The organism is Helicobacter pylori (assembly GCF_016755635.1).
Taxonomy (GTDB): domain Bacteria; phylum Campylobacterota; class Campylobacteria; order Campylobacterales; family Helicobacteraceae; genus Helicobacter; species Helicobacter pylori_CQ.
This window is the reverse complement of sequence record NZ_CP051500.1, coordinates 769,959-789,281: the sequence shown is the minus strand read 5'-3', so window position 1 is coordinate 789,281 and position 19,323 is coordinate 769,959. Positions and strand designations below refer to the sequence as shown.

Genomic DNA, 19,323 nt, shown 5'->3' with positions numbered 1-19,323 from the left:
AATAAAAGGATCAGTTTGAAAAAAGAGAGAACAGAGAGTTTAGTCGCTCAAGCCTTAAAAAATATTGGGAACGACCGCTACATGCTGGATAATTTAGTTTTCGCTCGTGTGAAGCAATTAAACGCCGGAGCCAAAACTTTAGTGAATATGGACCCTAAACGCCATAAATTAGTGGATATTGCCATCAGAGAAATCGCTGAAGGGAAAATTGATATAGACAGGATAGATGAACGAAATTGACAAATCCGTTGATATCGGATTCTTACGGATTCTTGATGTTATTAAAAAAGTTACGACCCCAAAGGGTGGCATTGAAATCTTAAGGACTTTAATTGATTCCACGCCCAAAATTGAAAACGCCCTAAATCTAGCGACCAAAAGCCATAAGGGGCAATACAGAAAAAGCGGCGAGCCTTATATTGTCCATCCTATTTGTGTGGCAAGCTTGGTAGCGTTTTGTGGGGGCGATGAGGCGATGGTGTGCGCTGCGCTTTTGCATGATGTGGTAGAAGACACGCCTTGTGAGATTGAAACGATTGAGCGAGAATTTGGGCAAGATGTGGCCAATTTAGTGGATGCGCTCACTAAAATCACTGAAATCAGGAAAGAAGAATTAGGCGTGAGTTCTCAAGATCCCAGAATGGTGGTTTCAGCTCTCACTTTTAGAAAGATCCTTATTAGCGCGATACAAGATCCAAGAGCCTTAGTGGTAAAGATTAGCGACAGGTTGCACAACATGCTCACCTTAGACGCCTTGCCTCATGACAAGCAAGTGCGTATTTCTAAAGAAACTCTAGCGGTGTATGCCCCCATAGCGAGCCGATTGGGCATGTCTTCAATCAAAAATGAATTAGAAGACAAGAGCTTTTATTATATTTATCCAGAAGAGTATAAAAATATCAAGGAATATTTGCACAAAAACAAGCAGTCTTTGCTCTTAAAACTCAACGCTTTTGCGAGCAAGTTAGAAAAAAAACTTTTTGATAGCGGGTTTAGCCATTCGGATTTCAAACTCGTTACAAGGGTGAAGCGCCCTTATTCTATTTATCTTAAGATGCAACGAAAGGGCGCGGTTAATATTGATGAAATTTTGGACTTGTTAGCCATTAGGATTTTATTGAAAAACCCGATTGATTGCTATAAAGTTTTAGGGATCATCCATTTGAATTTCAAACCCATTGTCTCTCGTTTTAAAGATTACATCGCTTTACCCAAAGAAAATGGCTATAAGACGATACACACGACCATTTTTGATGAATCTTCTGTTTATGAAGTGCAGATCCGCACCTTTGATATGCATATGGGGGCGGAGTATGGTAATTCAGCCCACTGGAAGTATAAGGCTGGGGGCGTGGATAATGAAGATCACCATGAGGGCATGAGGTGGTTGCAAAATTTTAAATACCATGACAGCGATTTGAAAAACGACCCTAAGGAATTTTACGAACTCGCTAAGAACGATTTGTATCGTGAAGATATTGTCGTTTTTTCGCCTCATGGGGACACTTACACCTTACCGGTAGGTGCGATCGCTTTAGATTTCGCTTACATGGTGCATAGTGATTTGGGCGATAAAGCCACGGACGCTTATATCAATAGTAAAAAAGCCTTACTTAATCAGGAATTAAGAAGCGGAGATGTGGTTAAAATCATTAAAGGCGATAAAATAATACCTCGTTTCATTTGGATGGATCAGCTTAAAACTTCTAAGGCTAAAAACCATTTGCGCATCCAAAGAAGAAACCGCTTGAAAGAGATTGACACTAAAAGCATGATTAATATTTTAGCGACTTTTTTTGGGCGTTCTGTTTTTGAAGATGTGGATTTGAAAGATTATAAAAACTTTGAAGAAAAATTAACAGATTGTGGGGTGGAGACCACTTTAACAGAAGCGATGAAAAGCTTTGAGAATTTAGCCAAACTCACTGAAGAAATTGAAAATAAAGTATTTTCTTTAAAAGAAGATGCGATTTTAGAATACCAAGAGATGAGTTTATGGACTCGAGGTTTAAGGTATTTGGGTTTTAAAACCAATGTTTTGAATTTTTTAACCCCAAACCGGCAATGGCAGTGCAAGGAATTAGAACATTTCAGCGTTTGTTCAAGCAACGCTTTAGAAATCAAACAGGTGTTGTTGAATGATTGTTGTTACCCTAAATATGGCGATGAAATCATTGCGATTGTAACGGATTTAAAAGATCCAAAGGCGGTTGCACACCATAAATTTTGCAAAAAAGCGATAGCGGAAGTGGACGCTAAAGCGCCTATGGTTTATATAGAATGGCACAAGCGCGATCGAACGATTTATAAAATGATGTTTTATTTAGGCGAAAAAAAGTCGGTTTTAGCGGGTTTGTTAACTTTTTTAAACAGGAATGAATGCAACATTGTGGGCGTGTCTTACTTGGGCTATAAAGACAAGTATTCTAGCCATTGTGAAGTGAGTTTTGAAATAGCCACGGATAAGGCGGATTGGATCAGAGCCTTAATCAATCGCAAATATCAGGATAGGATTGTAGAATTATCCAGTCTAGATGACGCTTATGAGTCATAATAAGCCCTAATTAAGGAATAAACATGGAACAAAAAATCGCTATCGCCTTAAAAGAGATCAAAAGAGGCGCTAATGAAATCATTGGATTAGAATACATTGAAAAGCTGGTGAGGAAATATTACGAAACCAATGAACGCTTTATCGTTAAAGCCGGGTTTGATCCTACCGCTCCCGATTTGCATTTAGGGCATACGGTATTGATCCAAAAATTAGCTTTATTGCAACAATATGGGGCTAGGGTTAAGTTTTTGATTGGGGATTTTACCGCTATGATAGGCGATCCTACAGGGAAAAATGAAACGAGAAAACCCTTAAACCGGGAGCAAGTCTTAGAAAACGCTAAAACTTATGAAGAGCAAATCTATAAAATTTTAGATCAACAACACACCGAAGTGTGCTTTAATTCCACTTGGTTGGATGCTTTAGGCGCAAAGGGCATGATAGAATTGTGCGCGAAGTTTTCAGTCGCTAGAATGCTAGAAAGGGACGATTTCACTAAACGCTATAAAGAAAATCGCCCCATTAGCATCGTGGAATTTTTATACCCTTTGTTGCAAGGCTATGATTCAGTAGCGATGGATGCGGATATTGAGCTTGGGGGCAATGATCAAAAGTTTAATTTGCTGGTAGGGCGCTTTTTGCAACGGGCTTACGGCTTGAATAAAGAGCAGTCTGTCATTACCATGCCTTTATTGGAGGGGCTTGATGGGGTGCAAAAAATGAGTAAAAGCTTGGGGAATTATGTGGGGATCACTGAAGAGCCTAACGCGATGTTTGGGAAGATCATGAGCGTGAGCGATGATCTCATGTGGCGCTACTACACCCTTTTGAGCGCTAAGACTTTAGAAGAAATTGAAGACTTAAAACATGGTATTTTAAACCAAACCCTGCACCCTAAAGCCGTTAAAGAGGATCTCGCTAGTGAAATCGTGGCTCGTTATTACGACAACGATCAAGCATTCAAGGCTAAAGAGCAATTTTCTAAAGTGTTTAGTGCAAACCTTTTGCCTGAAATTTTATCAGAGAGCGATTTTGATGAGGGAGTTGGGATTTTAGATGTTTTAAAACAGATTGGCTTTTGCCCATCCACTTCACAAGCCAGGCGTGATATTCAAGGGGGAGGGGTAAAGATTAATCAAGAAGTGGTAAAAAATGAGAGTTATCGTTTTGTTAAAGGAAATTATGTTATACAGCTTGGTAAGAAAAGATTTATGAAATTAAATATTAACTAAGGAAAGAGCTATGGTATCAACACTCAAACCGCTAAAAATCGGTAAGCACACCATAAAATTCCCTATCTTTCAAGGGGGAATGGGTGTGGGGATTAGTTGGGATGAACTAGCTGGAAATGTTGCCAAAGAAGGGGCTTTAGGAGTGATTTCAGCCGTAGGGACTGGTTATTATAAAAACATGCGTTTTGTAGAAAGGATTGTGGCTAAAAAACCCTTTGAAGCCTTGAATTTTTACTCTAAAAAAGCGTTGAATGAGATTTTTGCAAACGCTAGGAAGATTTGCGGGAACAAACCTTTGGGAGCGAATATTTTATACGCTATCAATGACTACGGCCGTGTTTTAAGGGACGCTTGTGAAGCGGGAGCGAATATCATTATAACAGGGGCTGGTTTGCCCACTAACATGCCTGAATTCGCTAAGGATTTTAGCGATGTGGCGCTCATCCCTATCATTTCTTCAGCGAAGGCTTTAAAAATCCTTTGTAAAAGATGGAGCGATCGCTATAAAAGAATCCCGGACGCATTCATTGTGGAGGGGCCTTTGAGTGGGGGGCATCAGGGCTTTAAATACGAAGATTGTTTCAAAGAAGAATTCCGATTAGAAAACTTAGTGCCTAAAGTCGTGGAAGCTTCTAAGGAATGGGGGAATATCCCTATCATCGCTGCTGGGGGGATTTGGGATAGGAAGGATATAGACACCATGCTAAGTCTTGGAGCGAGTGGGGTGCAAATGGCGACTCGTTTTTTAGGCACGAAAGAATGCGACGCTAAAGTGTATGCCGATCTTTTGCCCACGCTCAAAAAAGAAGATATTTTGCTCATTAAATCGCCTGTAGGCTATCCGGCTAGGGCTATCAATACCGGAGTGATCAAACGCATTGAAGAGGGGAATGCGCCCAAAATCGCATGCGTGAGCAATTGTGTAGCTCCTTGTAACAGGGGTGAAGAGGCTAAAAAGGTGGGCTATTGCATCGCTGATGGCTTGGGGCGCAGTTATTTAGGAAACAGAGAAGAGGGGCTTTATTTTACCGGGGCTAACGGCTATAGAGTGGATAAGATTATCAGCGTGCATGAATTGATCAAAGAGCTTACAGAGGGTTAATTTGTAGTGCTTGTGAGGTTAGGGGTTGTTGCTTGTCTTTTTTGGCTTCATTACGCTTACGCTACAACCCTTAAAATTACCAACATTGTGCCTTTTGGCTCTAGCAGCGTTAAAATGGTGTTCAATCAAGAGGTTAAAAAATTCAAAGAAGTTTCGCTCAAAAATTTTAAGAGTTATTTGGAATTAGAAGCCATTTTAACCATTCCTAAAAAGCATTACCAATTTTCCAAACAATCTTTTATCACGATCGCGCAATTCAGCCCTAAATTAGTGCGAGTGGTTATCGGCTATGCTCCTAAGATGACTTATGAGATTAAAATCCTTAAAGACAAGCTCTATGTTTCTATCGTGGAGAAAAAGCCCTTAATTAGGCATCAAATGGTGTTAAAACCACCCAAACACCATGCGCTCAAACACACAACGCCAAAACCCACCCCTAAGCCCATTAAAAAAGAGGCTAAAAAGTCTAAAGAGACCAAAGAAAAAACGCCAACTAAGCATGCGCACTCAAAACACGTGCACTCTCCATTGAACGAAAGGAGCGCTAAAAAAGAAATTCCTAAAAAAGAAATTCCTAAAAAAGAAATTCCTAAAAAAGAAATTCCTAAAAAAGAAATTCCTAAAAAAGAAATTCCTAAAAAAGAAATTCCTAAAAAAGAAATTCCTAAAAAAGAAGCGGAAAATGAGAGTAAGAACCAAATTTTTATAGCAGAAAAAAATGATACTTTCATCAAAACCAAACGCAAAAAACACAAAAAAATCGTTTTAGACGCTGGGCATGGGGGGAAAGATTGCGGGGCGATGAGCGCGAATTTGGTGTGTGAAAAAGACATTGTTTTAGAAGTGGTGAAGTTTTTACACAAAGAGCTTAAAAAAAGAGGCTATAGCGTTTTATTGACAAGGGATAAGGACATTTATATTGATTTAGTGGCTCGCACGGAATTAGCCAATAAAAAAAGCGCGGATTTATTCATCTCAGTGCATGCCAATTCCATCCCCAAGCATTCCACCTCTAACGCTCATGGTATAGAGACTTATTTTTTATCCACCGCAAGGAGTGAAAGGGCTAGGAAAGTGGCTGAGCAAGAAAATAAAGACGATGTGAATTTAATGGATTATTTTTCTAAAAGTTTGCTTTTAAATTCATTAAACACGCAGCGATTGATTGTTTCTAACAAACTGGCGATTGATGTGCAATACGGCATGCTCCAAAGTATCCGCAAAAATTACCCTGATGTGGTGGATGGGGGCGTGAGAGAGGGGCCTTTTTGGGTGTTAGCCGGGGCTTTAATGCCTTCAATCTTAATAGAAATTGGTTATAATTCCCATGCGATAGAATCTAAACGCATCCAAAGCAAACCGTATCAAAAGATCTTGGCTAAGGGTATTGCTGATGGCATTGATAGTTTCTTCAGCAAGAATGATTAGGCAATGATTAGGTTGTAGATGAATTTTTATCAAAAAATACACACGCATAAAGTCGTTTTTTCTTCATTGTTTTTTTTGTTGTTTTTGTTCAATGTGGAAACTTTGTTGCTTTCGCATTTCAGCGACGATTTTTCGCAATTGTTTTTTTTGTTTGAAAACCATGTTTATGATTTCATTGTCAAATTAGATTACTTGGGGTTAATAGGCGTTTCTTTAATTTATCTGCTTGTGCTTATTCTAAAGCCTTTCACCCTCACGCGCCAAAAATGCGCTTGCGTAGGGATATTATGCCTTTCTTTTTACGCTTGGAATTTTCCGGTTAAAGATTCTTTAATGGCGCTTTATATTTTCTATTTTGTGCTGTTAGCGACTTTATTGTGGCGTTTTTTAGGGGCTAGCATGAAGCAATCTTTCTTGCCCTCTATGAATATTTGCATCGTGTGGGTTTTTGCTTCTTCTTTACAGAGTTTTAGATTTTTAAGCGTGTCTGATTGCGTGGATTTTTCCCTTTTTACACTCGCTCTTATTTTATTGATACTGGTTTTAATCTATTGCAAACGCCTTTTTGGGCTGTATGAATACGCTAACACGCTTATTTTGATCGTGGGGCTTAGCGTGGTGGTGCTATGTTCTAGCATGTTCATTCAAACTAAAGAATATTATGGCATGCGGTTGGGTTTTTACTTTTTAGGCTTATTGGGGTGGCTTTTAGAATATGTGCATAACACTTTAAGGCGTTTGGAGCATAAGATTTAAAGCTCAAGTAGGGATTGTTAAAGTTTTTTGAGTGTCTTTGATTGAGTGTCTTTTTAGGGCTTAAAAGCGGGTTTACAAAAATCTTAAAGAGGTTTAATGATCTTTTGTTTTTGGCGTTCTTGCTCTAATTTAGCCACTTGAGCGAAGACAATCGCTACCGCTTCAAACAATTCTTCTGGTATGGCGGCGTTTAATTTCACATCCCTATAAAGCTCTCTAGCGAGCGTTTTATTTTCTATAATTTCTATGTCATGCTCTCTAGCGATTCCCTTAATCCTAATGGCTAAATAATCCGTGCCTTTAGCCACCACCACAGGCACAGGGTGTTCTTCATCAAATTGAAGAGCGACGGCATAATGGGTAGGGTTAGTCACCACGACATTGGCTTTAGGGATTTCTTGCATCATTTTATTCGTGGCGTTTTTTACCATCATTTGGCGGATTTTGGCTTTGATTTCTGGGTTCCCTTCTTGCTGTTTGTATTCGTCTTTAACTTCTTGTTTAGTCATTTTTAAAGAGTTAGTGTATTGGCGGCGTTTGATCACTAAATCCACAAAAGCCAAGACAAAAAATAAAAACAAAAGCGAAGAAATGAGTAATAACGCCTTGCTTTTAAACCATAACAACTGGCCTTGCAAATTCAAAAGAGCCGCATGGTTTAATTCCCCTAAAAATAAGGAAAAGATAAAAAACCCCAGGAAAAAAGCTAAAAAAACTTTTAAAGTGATCAAACTCCCATCAAGGAGTTTTTTTAAAGAAAAAAGGTTTTTGACGCCATTGATAGGGTTGATTTTAGAAAATTTAGGCTCAATGACTTTAGGGGCAAAGAGCCAGCCAAATTGCAAGACATTGGATAAAAACGCCACCACCATTAAAATGATTAAAATCGGTAAAAGCAATAAAAAAGTGTCTTTAGCCAGCTGGTTAAACAGCTCTTGAACGCTTTCTTTACTGAAATCTAGGGAAAAATCTTTCAACACATGGCGATACATTTCGCTAAAGCCATCTACCCACCATATGAAAAAAACAAAAATACTCATTAGCCCGGCTAATAACCCCAAAACCCCCACCACTTCCATGCTCTTAGGCACATTGCCTTCTTCTCTGGCTTTTTGGATTTTTTTCGCGCTAGGGAGTTCGGTCTTTTCTTCTTCAGCCATTGGCCCTCTTTTTTAAAATTTGAACGGCTAATTCATAGTCTTTTAGGGTGTTTAGGTTTAAAAATTCTTCTTCTTGATCAAAATTGATAGCGACAGAAGAGGTATTTTTCACAAGATCGCTAAGGCGATAATTTTGTGTTTTAAGAGCGTAAAAAAGAGCGTTAAGGGTATTTTGATGCCACAGAGAAATTAAATAATGTTCTTTTGTAGGGCTTTTAGCATAGATTACGCTAAAGTTTTGAATCCCACAAAGAGTTTTAATGCTCTCAAAGGACACTAAAGGCGTATCTATAGGGATAAAAAAAATATAAGGGGTTTGTAGCATTAAAAAAGCGTTATGAATGCCAAAAAGGGGTGAAAAAAGACCGCTTTCTCTTTCTAAAAGATAGGGAGCGTTTAATTCATACGATTTCTTAGTGCTGATAATGACTTGTTTGAAAAGTTTTAAAAGGCGCGAGTATTGGTATTCTAAAAGGCTAGAATACGACTCAAAAGGCATGAGAGCCTTATTGATTTGAATATTATTGATGGTAAAACGAGAGCTTTTGCCCCCAGCTAATAAAACGCAAGGAATGTTATCAATGATAGGGTTTTTCAAAAGATCTATCCATGTTTAATATTGTTAAGTCGTTGTTTATTATGTTACACTAAAAGCTTAAATAAAGGGCATAAGGAATAAAGGGAGTGTTAGTAGATAGTTTTAATAGGGTTATTGATTATATTAGGGTGTCTGTAACCAAACAATGCAATTTCAGGTGTCAGTATTGCATGCCTGCTACGCCATTAAATTTTTTTGATGATGAAGAATTATTGCCTTTGGATGATGTTTTAGAATTTCTTAAAATCGCCATTGATGAAGGCGTTAAAAAAATTAGAATCACGGGTGGGGAGCCATTGTTACGCAAGGGTTTAGACGAATTTATCGCTAAATTGCACGCTTACAATAAGGAAGTGGCGTTAGTTTTAAGCACTAATGGTTTTTTACTCAAAAAAATGGCTAAGGGTTTAAAAGATGCCGGGTTATCACGGGTGAATGTTTCATTAGATTCTTTAAAAAGCGATAGGGTCTTAAAAATCTCTCAAAAAGACGCCCTTAAAAATGCGCTAGAAGGGATTGAAGAGTCCTTAAAAGTGGGTTTAAAACTCAAATTAAATACGGTTGTGATAAAAAGCGTTAATGATGATGAAATCTTAGAGCTTTTAGAATACGCGAAAAACAGGCGCATACAAATCCGCTACATTGAATTTATGGAAAATACGCATGCTAAGGATTTGGTTAAAGGCTTGAAAGAGCGAGAAATTTTAGATTTGATCGCTCAAAAATACAAAATCATTGAAACAGAAAACCCTAAAAAAGGGTCTTCTAAAATCTACATGCTAGAAAATGGCTATCAATTTGGCATTATCGCTCCGCATAGCGATGATTTTTGCCAATCTTGCAATCGTATCCGTTTGGCTTCTGATGGCAAGATTTGCCCATGTTTATACTATCAAGACGCCATAGACGCTAAAGAAGCGATCATCAATAAAGATACAAAAATGATGAAAAGGCTTTTAAAACAATCTGTCATCAATAAACCAGAAAAAAACATGTGGAATGATAAAAACAGCGAAACTCCCACAAGGGCGTTTTACTACACAGGGGGGTAGGGAAAATATTTATTATTTTAAACCTTTTTATTAAAAATAAGGCGGTTTGCTTAGGATTTTTGGTTATAGTGGCTAGGATCAAACAATAAGGAGGTCTTTATGGAAAAAGTCCTAGCGTTTTTTTATTTCCGGCTTTTTTAGTTTCCGGTCTTTCTGGGGAGGGGTTACTTATAAGCCTACCCTAAACCTTTTAAAATCCCCAAAATCTCTCGCTTTTTTTAAATCCCTCTTTTTTGGAGTTGAGTCATGAAAAAAGATCGAGAGAAAAAACAACAATACAGCAACATTACAGATGCCACTATCATGGGTTCAACTGGCGAAGAAAGTGCACTTCATGCTAGTGCCAATAGAGAGCATTTTTCTGCCTTTGATAGATTAGAAGAGATCTCAAAAAGGAAGGTAAACCCTAACTATATTAAACAAAATATCAACCAACAGGCGGGGTATTCTGCTGAAATCAAAGAGCAAGCCCATGTTAATGTGCATAATATTCTTGCAGGAAAAAGAGAAAGGATAGTGCAGTATGACAATCTTTCTAGTGAGCAAAAGGCTCAGGTTAAGAATCTTTTCCCAAACTATGCTACGCCCAAGAAGAACCACGAAATCGTGGATTATGTCAGTGTGGATGAAAAGGGGAATGTCATTCCTGGAACGCTCACGCAAAGTAAATTTGTGGGCAGAAATGGTGAGGAGTGTTTTAAAAAACTCTTATCTAAACCCTATAAAAAATACTTTGAAAACGGTGCGAAGATGAAAATCGCTAGGAATCATTATGGGGATTTTCAAAGAGCGGTCAATACTAGGATCAAGAGCCTAGAGTCTCAAATCGCTAAACAAAAGGGGCTTGGCGATTTTCAAAAAGCCGCTCATTTAGAGGAAAAACTCCAAAAATGCAAAACAATCAAAGCCCATACAAGACCTGCGAGCGCCACTAAAAGAGAGGCAATTGAAGCCAGATTGAACCCAAAGCTCTCCACTGCCAAAGATGTTGCCAGCGTTTCGCATCAAGCAGGAATGAACGCTGCACAAACCGGTGCGTTGATAGGTGGTGGGATCTCAGCAATAACAAATATCTATGAATGTATCGCAAATGGCAAGGATCCTGTGAAAGCGATCAAGCACACCACCATTGCTACTCTAAAGGGTGGAGCGCTTATTTATGGTAGTGCGTTTGCAAGCTCCTCTTTGGGAGGTTGGATGCAAAGCAGCGCTAATAAAATCATCCAAAGCCTTGGCAAGGGTTCATTACCTGCAATGATTGTGGGTGCTTGTATGGCAAACGCCACGATATTAGGCCGCTATTTTTCTGGAAAGATTGATAAAACAGAGCTTCTTAAACAGCTTGGGAAAGCCAACACCACTCTTGTAAGTAGTGGGGCTATGGCATTTGCTGGTCAAGCGCTCATCCCCATTCCTGTGGTTGGGGCGTTGGTTGGGGGCTTTGTGGGTGCGATCTTGAGCGAAACTTGTTTTAACGCTTTTCTAAAGGCTCGTGAAGAGGCTAAATTGGTGCGCCAAAGGCGTATTGAGATTGAAAAAGAATGCCGTGAACTCATCAAGCTGTTAGAGATTTATCAAAATCAATTTAAGGAGGTGTTTGAGAAATATTTTCATGAAACCACCAAGTTTTTCAATCAGAGTTTTGATGAGCTTTGGAGAGCAAGTTATACAGGGGATGCAAATCTAGGTATAGGAGTTAATAACAAAATTCAAGAAAGACTAGGCCAAAAGCCGTTGTTTAATAATAAACAGGAATGCTGGGAACTCATTACTAGCAATAAAGAAATAGAAATTTAAAGGAGAAAAACATGCCATTACCATTCATTTTAGGAGGGTTAGCCCTAGCGGCAGCAGGATACGGAGTCAAAAAAGGGATTGATGCGCTCGATGCCGATTGCGAAGCTGATGAATTTATCAAAAAGGCAGAGAATTTAAAAGAGGAAGCAAAAAGAAAAGTTGATAGTGCACAGTCTAGTCGCAATCAAGCTTTAGTGAGATTGGGTAAGAAAAAACTCCATGTTTTAAGCCATACGGTTTCAAACTTTTTGGATCATTTCCACCAATTGAATCGCCTTAGGATTACTATCGGTACCAAAGATACTGATATGCAAGACATTCAAAAACAAGTCTTAGGCACGCGAAATCTCCTTAACCAACTTAACACCAACGGTATTGATGGAGACTCTGCTCTAGGAGTGATTGCAGGCTGTGGTAGCTTAGGCGTTTCTAGTTTTACTACTGGTGCTGTGTTGGGTGGAGGACTCGCTGCGAGTGGTCTTGCGGGTATGGCAGTGGTTGGAGGCTTGTTAGCAGCTCCTGCACTCGCTATTTTGGGGGCTATTAGCGCTGATGAAATGGAAAAAAAGCGAGACGATACCAAGGCTTATTACTGTTTGATGCGCTGTTTTTCTCGCTTTCTCAAGACGCCATCGCCACGATGAAAAAGCATCACTACGATACCTCTCGTTACGATCAAGAAGAAAAAGATCAGCTCTGCGTTACCGTTTCAACGCTCTTTAGTTTGAGTGCTTTTTTGAAAGTCTCTATCATGGACGAACACCAAAAACTTAATAAAAAAGCACAAAATGCTCTCAATCTCATGCGAAATCAGATAAATACCCTAGAAAGCGGGCAAAAAAGCGGGCATTATGATGTGGCGATGATCCAATCCAATCAAAAAGGTCTTAAAAACTTGTGAAAAGGGATCGCCTAGGGGTTTGAAAGATGAAGGGCTTTAAATGTGAGGATATAAAAAGATGAAAGGATCACAAGAAAAGCTTGATCGTTTCCCTTGCACCTCTTGTGGGCTTTGCTGTAAAAATATCACCGGGATTATTGAGCTTATTGGGTTTGATGCTGGCAATGGGGTGTGCAAGTTTTTGGATTTAGAAACCAATCTGTGCAAGATTTATGAATCACGCCCGTTAATTTGCAGGATTGATGAAGCACACAAAAAACTTTATTCCCATATCCCACTGAAGGAGTTTTATGCCAAAAACGCAGAGGTTTGTAACGCTTTACAAGAAGCAAACCACATGGATGCAAGTTTTAGGGTTATTCTTAATCAATAATTTTTAATTTATTGTTCCACAAACACCGCATCAACCAAATCTTCTATAAAGCGTTCTTCATCAAAAGCGATCAAATCGTCTTCTTTTTCGCCCATTCCTAAATAAAGAATGGGTAATTTCAACTCATACAGCACGCTTAAAATCGCTCCGCCTTTAGAAGTGCCATCAAGCTTAGTCATAATCACGCCATCTAGCGCCAAAGTCTCATGGAAAATTTTGGCTTGCGTTAGCCCAGAACTCCCTTGCGTGCCGTCTAAAATAAGGAATTTATAAAAGGGGGCGTCTTTTAAAACTTTAGAGCAGGTGCGCGCGATTTTAGAAAGCTCGTTTTTAAGATTGGTCTGGTTGTGTAGCCTCCCGGCGGTGTCTATAAAAACTTCATCTATATTTTTAGCGATCGCACTTTCTATGGTGTTATAAGCTAGAGAGCTTGGATCGCTCCCTTCTTTAGTGCTAATGACTTGAATGTTAAGCTTTTCGCCCCATAATTGCAGCTGTTTGACTGCAGCCGCTCTAAAGGTATCGCCGGCTCCTAAAAGCGCTTTTTTATGCTGTTTTAAAGAAAGCTTGGCTAATTTAGCGATCGTTGTGGTTTTACCCGCCCCATTAACCCCCACGATCAAATGCACTAAGGGTTTTGTGGTGATAGTCTTTAGGCGGGTTTTATCATAATAGCTTTCCCCACGCACAAAACGCAACAAAGCGACTTCTAATTGCTTGGGCGTAACCAAATCGCCTAAATGCTGTAACAAGCTCTCTATCAAATCGTATTGGATATCAAAGCCAATCAAAATTTCTTCTAATTCCTCTTTAGGAACGCTTTGGCGCTTTTTTTCTTTAACCTCTTCGCCCTTAATTTTATTGACAATTTTTTTGAAAAAATTAAACATGGTTTTTAATCCTTTAAATTGGAAATATCAAATTGGAGCATTTCTATTGGCACGATCCCCTGATACATTTTGATCAATTGGTGTTTGTGATATAGGAGCATGTTAAAAGAATGGTTTAAAGCGTCATACTTTAAATGATCAAAAAGAGCGGTATCTTTAGGGTTTAAAATCATCAAATCAGCTTGAGAACGCGCGCTAAAGTCTTTGATTGCATCGCTTGAATAGGGTTGATTGAGTAAAATAAGCACCCTCAAACGATCTTTAAAAGTTTTTTTTAAGATGTTAAAGCTGGGGGCGTAATCTTTTAAAGAATTATCTAAAGCGCTTAAAACTAATAGGGTAGGGGTGTTGGAATCCGGGCTGATATTTAGAGAATCTAAATCGCCTGTAATCGTGTATTCTTGGTTATTTAGATCCATAGCGGTGTAGGTTTTAGGGCTATCTTGTTGGGTGGTATTGTTTTGAGAATCTTGAGGTTTTTGGGAATTTTTACAAGCGCTAAAACCCAACAAAACGATCAAAACCAGCGCGATAAAACGCAAAAAATAAGCCTTAATTCTCATTATAAACACATCCTTAAGAATAATAAAATGGTAACTAATAACCTAAAATTATACTATAATGTAAGTCTAAAATTTAAGGATTATAACCATTAAAACGATTTTTAGAGATTTTTGTAAAGAACGCTTGAAAAGGGCTAAAGCAAAAGATAAAGCAGTTAGGGATAAACTGGCTTGCAAGCTTTTGTTTTGGAAACTCAAAGATTATCAAAATATTTTATTGTATAGCCCATTAGGGCATGAGCTTGACATCAGGCCTTTGATTTTGAAGTTAAGACAAAAAAATAAGCGCGTGTGGTTGCCTAAAAGCATCAAAAAAGGCACTCATTTTTCTAAAGAGGGTTTTACTATCGCACCCTTTAGGTTGCCCTTAAGGCGTTTGGGGTGGTTTGATGAGCCGAGTTTGTCGCGCTATTATAAGCAAGAATTAGATTGTATTGTCGTGCCGATTTTAGGAATGGATACAAGCTTTAGGCGCGTGGGTTTTGGACTAGGCATGTATGATAGGAGTTTGCCCCAATTATTCAAAAGGCGGCTAAAACGCCCCTTAATCGTGTTTGTGAGTAGGGAGTTAGCGATAGCTAATGGTGTTCTTACAGACGCCTATGACATTGAAGCGGATCTTTACATGAATGCTCGTATCGTTATGAAGAATAATAGAAGGAAACATTATGAGCAGCGGGTTAATTTACATTTCATTAGAAGTCTTAGTAGCGTGTTTGATTACCGCTCTAGTCATGTATTATGTGATGAAAAAGATCTATTACGCTAGAGGGCAAGCCACTTTAAAAAGCGCTTCAGCTAAAGCCAAATTAATGGAGTTTCAAGCGAAATCTTTTGTGGAAGCTGAAGAGATACGCATGAAAAGCCAAGAATGCAAATTGCAACAGCAATATGAAAACAAGAACTTGCAACTCCAAACCCATTTTGATAAAAAAGAAGCGCATTTGAAGCATTTAGAAGCACAGCACAAAGAATTTGTAAGAGATGAAAAACGCTATTTGGAAAAGGAAAAAAAAGAGCTTGAAAAAGAACGCCAGATTTTAGAACAAGAAAAAGAAAATTTTAAAAAACAGCGCGCTGTTTGTAAAGAAGCTCAAGCTAAAGCGCTAGATGCGATGCTCAATTACATGGCTTACACTAAAGATGAAATTAAAAGCATGATTTTAGAGCAATTAGAAGAAGAATTAGAAGCCCAAAAAAGCGCCTTAATCAGGCGTTATGAAAAAGAAGCCAAAGAAGAGGGCAAGAAAAAATCGTATGCCATTTTAGCGGAAGCGACAGCCCGTTTTGCGGGTAATTATGCGACAGAGAATTTAACAACTCGTATCGCTTTGCCTTGTTCAGATTATATCGGTCGTGTGATAGGCAAAGACGGGAAAAATATTGAAGCGTTTAAAAAGGTCAGCGGGGTGGATATAGAATTTAGCGAAGACAGCAGCGAATTGTGTTTGTCCAGTTTCAATCTTTATCGGCGTGAAGTAGCGAGCGAGACGCTTAAGATTTTAATAGAAGACGGCCGTATCCAGCCTAACAGGATTGAAGAGGTTTATCATAGAGTCGCACGCAACATGGAAAAAGAATTGCTTTCTGAAGGGGAGAGCGTGGTGTTAGAATTAGAGCTTGGGTCTATGGAAGATGAGCTTAAAATTTTAATAGGCAAAATGCGTTACCGCTCCAGTTTTGGGCAAAACGCTTTACAGCATTCTAAAGAAGTCGCTCTTTTAGCCGGCTTGATTGCAGAGCAGCTTGGGGGGGATAAAAAGCTCGCCAGAAGAGCCGGTATTTTGCATGATATTGGTAAAGCGCTCACCCAAGAGCTTGGGAGAGACCATGTGAATTTAGGCGTTGAGGTGTGCAAGCGCCATAAAGAAGACCCGGTTGTGATCAATGCGATTTATGCCCACCATGGGCATGAAGAGATTTTGAGCGTGGAGTGCGCGAGCGTGTGTGCGGCTGATGCGCTTTCTGCTGGGCGTCCTGGGGCTAGAAGAAAGAGCGATGAAGAATACGCTAAACGCATGCAAGCTTTAGAAGAGATCGCGCTAGAATTTGATGGGGTGGAAAAGGCGTATGCGATGGAGAGCGGGCGAGAATTAAGAGTGATTGTCAAATCCAACCAAGTTAGGGACAATCAAGTGCCTATTATTGCCAGAAAGATCGCTAAAAAGATAGAAGAGAGTGCTCAGTATGTGGGTGAAGTGGGCGTGCAAGTGGTGCGAGAAAATCGTTTCAAAACGACCGCTACGCTCAAGCAATGATTAAGCCTTTTTCCCGCACCTTTTCCATATGCCTTTAGAAAAAACTTTATAGTAGATGAATGAGCGCAAAAAAGTTTCTGATGCGATCACCACAAAAATAAATTCCACCTTAAAATGATAAATTAAAAGCAAGTAAATGGGCATGATCCTTAACCCCCATAAGCTTAGGGTGTTAATATATAGTGAGACTTTAGAAATGCCAGCCCCTCTAAAAACTCCATCTAGCACAAAATACCCAATTAAGGGGGCTTGAGAGAGGCCAACAGCGATCAAATAAGATCGCGCCACTTCTAAGACTTCTTCATCTTGAGAGAAAAGGCTCGCAAATTCTTTAGCGAATAAGACTAAAACAATCCCTAAAACCCCCATTAAACCCATAGAGATTTTTAAAATCAAATACGCGTATTCTGTGGCGATCTTTGGCTTGTTCGCTCCTAAATTTTGCCCTGTTAAAACCATCGCTGCGATCATAAACCCAAATCCGGGCATGAACGAAAAGGTTTCAACCCTAATGCCTATTTGCATGCCCGCTAACACCTTATCCCCATAGCTCGCTACAAATTTGGATAAGAGGATTAAAGAAAATAAGCTCAATAAACGCTCAAACCCGGCCGGCCAACCCACTCTAAACATGGTTTTTAAAAAAGAAAAATGAAAGGTTATTTTGAATTTTAAAGGGATTTTTTTGATTTGTATCCAAACGCCAAGCGCGAGTAATTCCCAATAAGAGACAACCACATTCGCTAAAGCAGAGCCTACAATCCCCATTTTTTTAAAACCAAAATCCCCAAAAATCAAGGCTTGATTCAAAAAAATGCATGCTATGACCATGATGATTTTGACAATAAAGGGGGTTAGGGTGTCTGAAAAACTAGCGAGCGCTGAAACTAAAACATTTTTTAAAAAAATACTCGGTAGCGCGATAACTAAGACTTCTAAATAATCTTGCGTCAATTGGCGCGAAGGATCTTGCAATTGCATCCAATTTAAAAAAGGCTCAATCAAAAAATAAGAAACAAACAACACGCCCAAACAAATCACAAGCGCCCCTATAAAAATACTGGAAAAAGCGTGATTGATTTGAGCAAAATCCCTAGCTCCTACAAGCCTAGACAGAATGGCGTTAGTGCCGGTGTATAAAATCGTATTGATGCCATAAAAAAGCATCAAAAATTGCAAGCCTACCCCTAAAGCCACGATGTGATGGTGCGAAATCTTACCCACAAAAAAAACCGAGAGCGCGACCACCAGCACATCTAAAAAGGCATTGATTCCAGAGGGTAAGGCTAAAGAAAAGATTTTCTTAACTTGATAGATTAGCCTAATAGTAACGCTCCAAGAACTCCAAAAACAATCAAAGGGAGGTTATAGACTAAAAAAGTCGGCACGCATGTGTCATAGATATGATTGTGTTGGTTGTCTGCGTTAAGCCCGCAAGTGGGCCCCATGGTGCTATCGCTAGCCGGTGAGCCTGCATCGCCTAAAGCTGCGGCTATGCCGATGAGTAAAATCGTAGATTCTATGCTGAATCCTAATTTTGCGCATAAAGGGACATAAAACACAGCGATGATAGGAATAGTGCCAAAAGAAGTCCCTATCCCCATAGTGATAAAAAGCCCTACAACAAGCATTAAAAAAGCCCCTAAAAACTTCCCTTGGACTACGCTTGTGATCGCATTCACTAAGCCCTCTATCGCATGCACTTTTTGCAACACTTCTCCAAACCCGCTAGCCACTAACATCACAAAAGCGATAAACGCCATCATTTTTACGCTATCGTCCATTAAAGAGTCTGTTTCTTTAAATTTAATGCCACGACCTAGTAAGATGATCGCTAACGCTAAAAAGGCGGCTAAGGGCATAGAATCGGTGGCCAATTGGATCACAAACGCCACGATAATCCCTATAAAAGTCAAGTAGTCATGGTAGTTTAATTGAAGCGAGGCGTAATCTTCTATATTAAAAGATTTTTCTTTGTAGCGCCTGGGTTTTTTGTATAGCGTTAATACCGCTAAAAATAGCCCAACAACCATCGCTAACCCCGCTATCCACATCACTCCTGTGATTTGCGCTATGGTGGTGCTCACGCCATTGGCTTTTAATTGCTCTAAAATGGTGGTTTGAAAAATCAAGCCAAACCCTACAGGAAGCACCAAGTAGGGGGCTTGCAAGCCAAAGGTTAAAGCGCAAGCGACCGCTCTTCTATCCAATTCTAGCCGGTTCATCAAATGCAAAAGAGGAGGGATTAAAATAGGGATAAAAGCGATATGCACCGGCACTAAATTCTGCGAAAAGCATGCGATGAAAGCGATCAAAAAGCAAAAAGTGGATCGCTTGTAATTCATCAAGCCTATTAATTTGCTCAAAGCGACTTTAATGAGATTGCTTTTAGCGATCGCTACCGCTAAAGCCCCTAAAAGGATGTAGCTTAAAGCGATGTTCAAATTGCCTTTCATGCCGTCTATCATTACATTAAAACTCTCTGTGATTCCAAGCCCTCCCATAAGTCCTGCTATGAGAGTCGCGCTAATCATAGAAAGCATGACATTGAGCCTTAAAAGGCTAAGAACGCACATGCAAATGATAGCCACAAAGGCAGGATTGCTCCATATAGAGCTATTTTCTAGCATTTTTGCTCCTTGTTAAAATAAAGATACCG

Annotated in this window: 17 protein-coding genes and 1 pseudogene; 12 read left to right on the top strand and 6 right to left on the bottom strand. The window is 39.4% G+C overall.

Translation table 11 applies throughout. From position 1 onward, the window contains the following. Nucleotides 1-15: 15 nt before the first annotated feature. From HG567_RS03660 to HG567_RS03635, 6 genes are read left to right on the top strand one after another with little or no spacing between them, the layout of a single operon-like run. Entirely contained in the window at nucleotides 16-240 is a 225-nt protein-coding gene (locus HG567_RS03660) for a DNA-directed RNA polymerase subunit omega (protein WP_000712202.1), read from the top strand. Beyond that, nucleotides 227-2,554, top strand: coding sequence for a RelA/SpoT family protein (locus HG567_RS03655; protein ID WP_202140187.1), 2,328 nt, complete (start codon nucleotides 227-229; stop codon nucleotides 2,552-2,554). The genes HG567_RS03660 and HG567_RS03655 overlap by 14 nt, the downstream gene beginning before the upstream one ends. A 23-nt stretch (nucleotides 2,555-2,577) precedes the next feature. Then, nucleotides 2,578-3,786 (top strand): tyrosine--tRNA ligase, encoded by a 1,209-nt coding sequence (gene tyrS, locus HG567_RS03650; RefSeq protein WP_202140186.1) that lies wholly within the window; start codon nucleotides 2,578-2,580, stop codon nucleotides 3,784-3,786. Between the two features lie 10 nt (nucleotides 3,787-3,796). After that, on the top strand, nucleotides 3,797-4,888 hold the full coding sequence (gene fabX, locus HG567_RS03645) for a decanoate oxidase/trans-2-decenoyl-[acyl-carrier protein] isomerase FabX (RefSeq protein WP_000255218.1): 1,092 nt from the start codon (nucleotides 3,797-3,799) through the stop codon (nucleotides 4,886-4,888). 6 nt (nucleotides 4,889-4,894) lie between these two features. Next, complete coding sequence (locus HG567_RS03640; protein ID WP_202140185.1) at nucleotides 4,895-6,316, top strand: N-acetylmuramoyl-L-alanine amidase family protein; 1,422 nt, start codon at nucleotides 4,895-4,897, stop codon at nucleotides 6,314-6,316. Between the two features lie 18 nt (nucleotides 6,317-6,334). Then, nucleotides 6,335-7,072, top strand: coding sequence for a hypothetical protein (locus tag HG567_RS03635; RefSeq protein WP_202164004.1), 738 nt, complete (start codon nucleotides 6,335-6,337; stop codon nucleotides 7,070-7,072). 83 nt (nucleotides 7,073-7,155) lie between these two features. On the opposite strand, the gene flhB is transcribed toward HG567_RS03635, so the two are convergent. After that, on the bottom strand, nucleotides 7,156-8,232 hold the full coding sequence (gene flhB, locus HG567_RS03630) for a flagellar biosynthesis protein FlhB (RefSeq protein WP_202140183.1): 1,077 nt from the start codon (nucleotides 8,230-8,232) through the stop codon (nucleotides 7,156-7,158). Further along, nucleotides 8,225-8,830 carry a molybdenum cofactor guanylyltransferase MobA gene (mobA, locus tag HG567_RS03625; RefSeq protein ID WP_202140182.1) on the bottom strand — a complete coding sequence of 202 codons (606 nt, stop codon included), beginning with the start codon at nucleotides 8,828-8,830 and terminating at the stop codon, nucleotides 8,225-8,227. Before mobA ends, flhB begins: the two co-directional genes overlap by 8 nt. A gap of 86 nt (nucleotides 8,831-8,916) precedes the next feature. On the opposite strand from mobA, the gene moaA reads away from it, so the two are divergent. From moaA to HG567_RS03605, 4 genes and pseudogenes are all read left to right on the top strand, one after another. Continuing rightward, entirely contained in the window at nucleotides 8,917-9,882 is a 966-nt protein-coding gene (moaA, locus tag HG567_RS03620; RefSeq protein ID WP_202140181.1) for a GTP 3',8-cyclase MoaA, read from the top strand. 246 nt (nucleotides 9,883-10,128) lie between these two features. Beyond that, the gene (locus HG567_RS03615; protein WP_202140180.1) at nucleotides 10,129-11,679 is read left to right on the top strand and encodes a hypothetical protein; all 1,551 of its coding nucleotides are present in this window, start codon (nucleotides 10,129-10,131) and stop codon (nucleotides 11,677-11,679) included. Nucleotides 11,680-11,690: 11 nt separating this feature from the next. Next, nucleotides 11,691-12,580: pseudogene (locus tag HG567_RS03610) on the top strand (sortase). 58 nt (nucleotides 12,581-12,638) lie between these two features. Then, nucleotides 12,639-12,953 carry a YkgJ family cysteine cluster protein gene (locus HG567_RS03605; protein ID WP_202140179.1) on the top strand — a complete coding sequence of 105 codons (315 nt, stop codon included), beginning with the start codon at nucleotides 12,639-12,641 and terminating at the stop codon, nucleotides 12,951-12,953. An 8-nt stretch (nucleotides 12,954-12,961) separates the two neighbouring features. Here HG567_RS03605 and ftsY read toward each other — a convergent pair whose 3' ends face one another. Both ftsY and HG567_RS03595 read right to left on the bottom strand, forming a co-directional pair. Continuing rightward, nucleotides 12,962-13,843 (bottom strand): signal recognition particle-docking protein FtsY, encoded by an 882-nt coding sequence (ftsY, locus tag HG567_RS03600; RefSeq protein WP_202140178.1) that lies wholly within the window; start codon nucleotides 13,841-13,843, stop codon nucleotides 12,962-12,964. Between the two features lie 5 nt (nucleotides 13,844-13,848). After that, a complete protein-coding gene (locus HG567_RS03595) occupies nucleotides 13,849-14,406 on the bottom strand; it encodes a hypothetical protein (RefSeq protein ID WP_202164003.1) in 558 nt (185 codons plus the stop codon). A gap of 97 nt (nucleotides 14,407-14,503) precedes the next feature. On the opposite strand from HG567_RS03595, the gene HG567_RS03590 reads away from it, so the two are divergent. Together HG567_RS03590 and rny are read left to right on the top strand one after the other, a co-directional pair. Beyond that, a complete protein-coding gene (locus tag HG567_RS03590; RefSeq protein ID WP_202140236.1) occupies nucleotides 14,504-15,175 on the top strand; it encodes a 5-formyltetrahydrofolate cyclo-ligase in 672 nt (223 codons plus the stop codon). Continuing rightward, a complete protein-coding gene (gene rny / locus HG567_RS03585; RefSeq protein WP_237392974.1) occupies nucleotides 15,153-16,664 on the top strand; it encodes a ribonuclease Y in 1,512 nt (503 codons plus the stop codon). The genes HG567_RS03590 and rny overlap by 23 nt, the downstream gene beginning before the upstream one ends. On the opposite strand, the gene HG567_RS03580 is transcribed toward rny, so the two are convergent. Together HG567_RS03580 and HG567_RS03575 are read right to left on the bottom strand one after the other, a co-directional pair. After that, nucleotides 16,665-17,981, bottom strand: a complete 1,317-nt coding sequence (locus HG567_RS03580; protein ID WP_272928046.1) for an MATE family efflux transporter — start codon at nucleotides 17,979-17,981, stop codon at nucleotides 16,665-16,667. Further along, complete coding sequence (locus HG567_RS03575; RefSeq protein WP_202140175.1) at nucleotides 17,981-19,294, bottom strand: Na+/H+ antiporter family protein; 1,314 nt, start codon at nucleotides 19,292-19,294, stop codon at nucleotides 17,981-17,983. Before HG567_RS03575 ends, HG567_RS03580 begins: the two co-directional genes overlap by 1 nt. Between the last annotated feature and the right edge of the window lie 29 nt (nucleotides 19,295-19,323).

Bases quoted from the DNA above. Each gene is read 5' to 3' on its own strand.
- HG567_RS03635 (WP_202164004.1), top strand. From the start codon at position 6,335: ATGAATTTTTATCAAAAAATACACACGCATAAAGTCGTTTTTTCTTCA.
- fabX (WP_000255218.1), top strand. From the start codon at position 3,797: ATGGTATCAACACTCAAACCGCTAAAAATCGGTAAGCACACCATAAAA.
- HG567_RS03595 (WP_202164003.1), bottom strand. From the start codon at position 14,406: ATGAGAATTAAGGCTTATTTTTTGCGTTTTATCGCGCTGGTTTTGATC.
- flhB (WP_202140183.1), bottom strand. From the start codon at position 8,232: ATGGCTGAAGAAGAAAAGACCGAACTCCCTAGCGCGAAAAAAATCCAA.
- ftsY (WP_202140178.1), bottom strand. From the start codon at position 13,843: ATGTTTAATTTTTTCAAAAAAATTGTCAATAAAATTAAGGGCGAAGAG.
- rny (WP_237392974.1), top strand. From the start codon at position 15,153: ATGAAAAAGATCTATTACGCTAGAGGGCAAGCCACTTTAAAAAGCGCT.
- tyrS (WP_202140186.1), top strand. From the start codon at position 2,578: ATGGAACAAAAAATCGCTATCGCCTTAAAAGAGATCAAAAGAGGCGCT.
- HG567_RS03605 (WP_202140179.1), top strand. From the start codon at position 12,639: ATGAAAGGATCACAAGAAAAGCTTGATCGTTTCCCTTGCACCTCTTGT.
- HG567_RS03615 (WP_202140180.1), top strand. From the start codon at position 10,129: ATGAAAAAAGATCGAGAGAAAAAACAACAATACAGCAACATTACAGAT.
- HG567_RS03655 (WP_202140187.1), top strand. From the start codon at position 227: ATGAACGAAATTGACAAATCCGTTGATATCGGATTCTTACGGATTCTT.
- HG567_RS03575 (WP_202140175.1), bottom strand. From the start codon at position 19,294: ATGCTAGAAAATAGCTCTATATGGAGCAATCCTGCCTTTGTGGCTATC.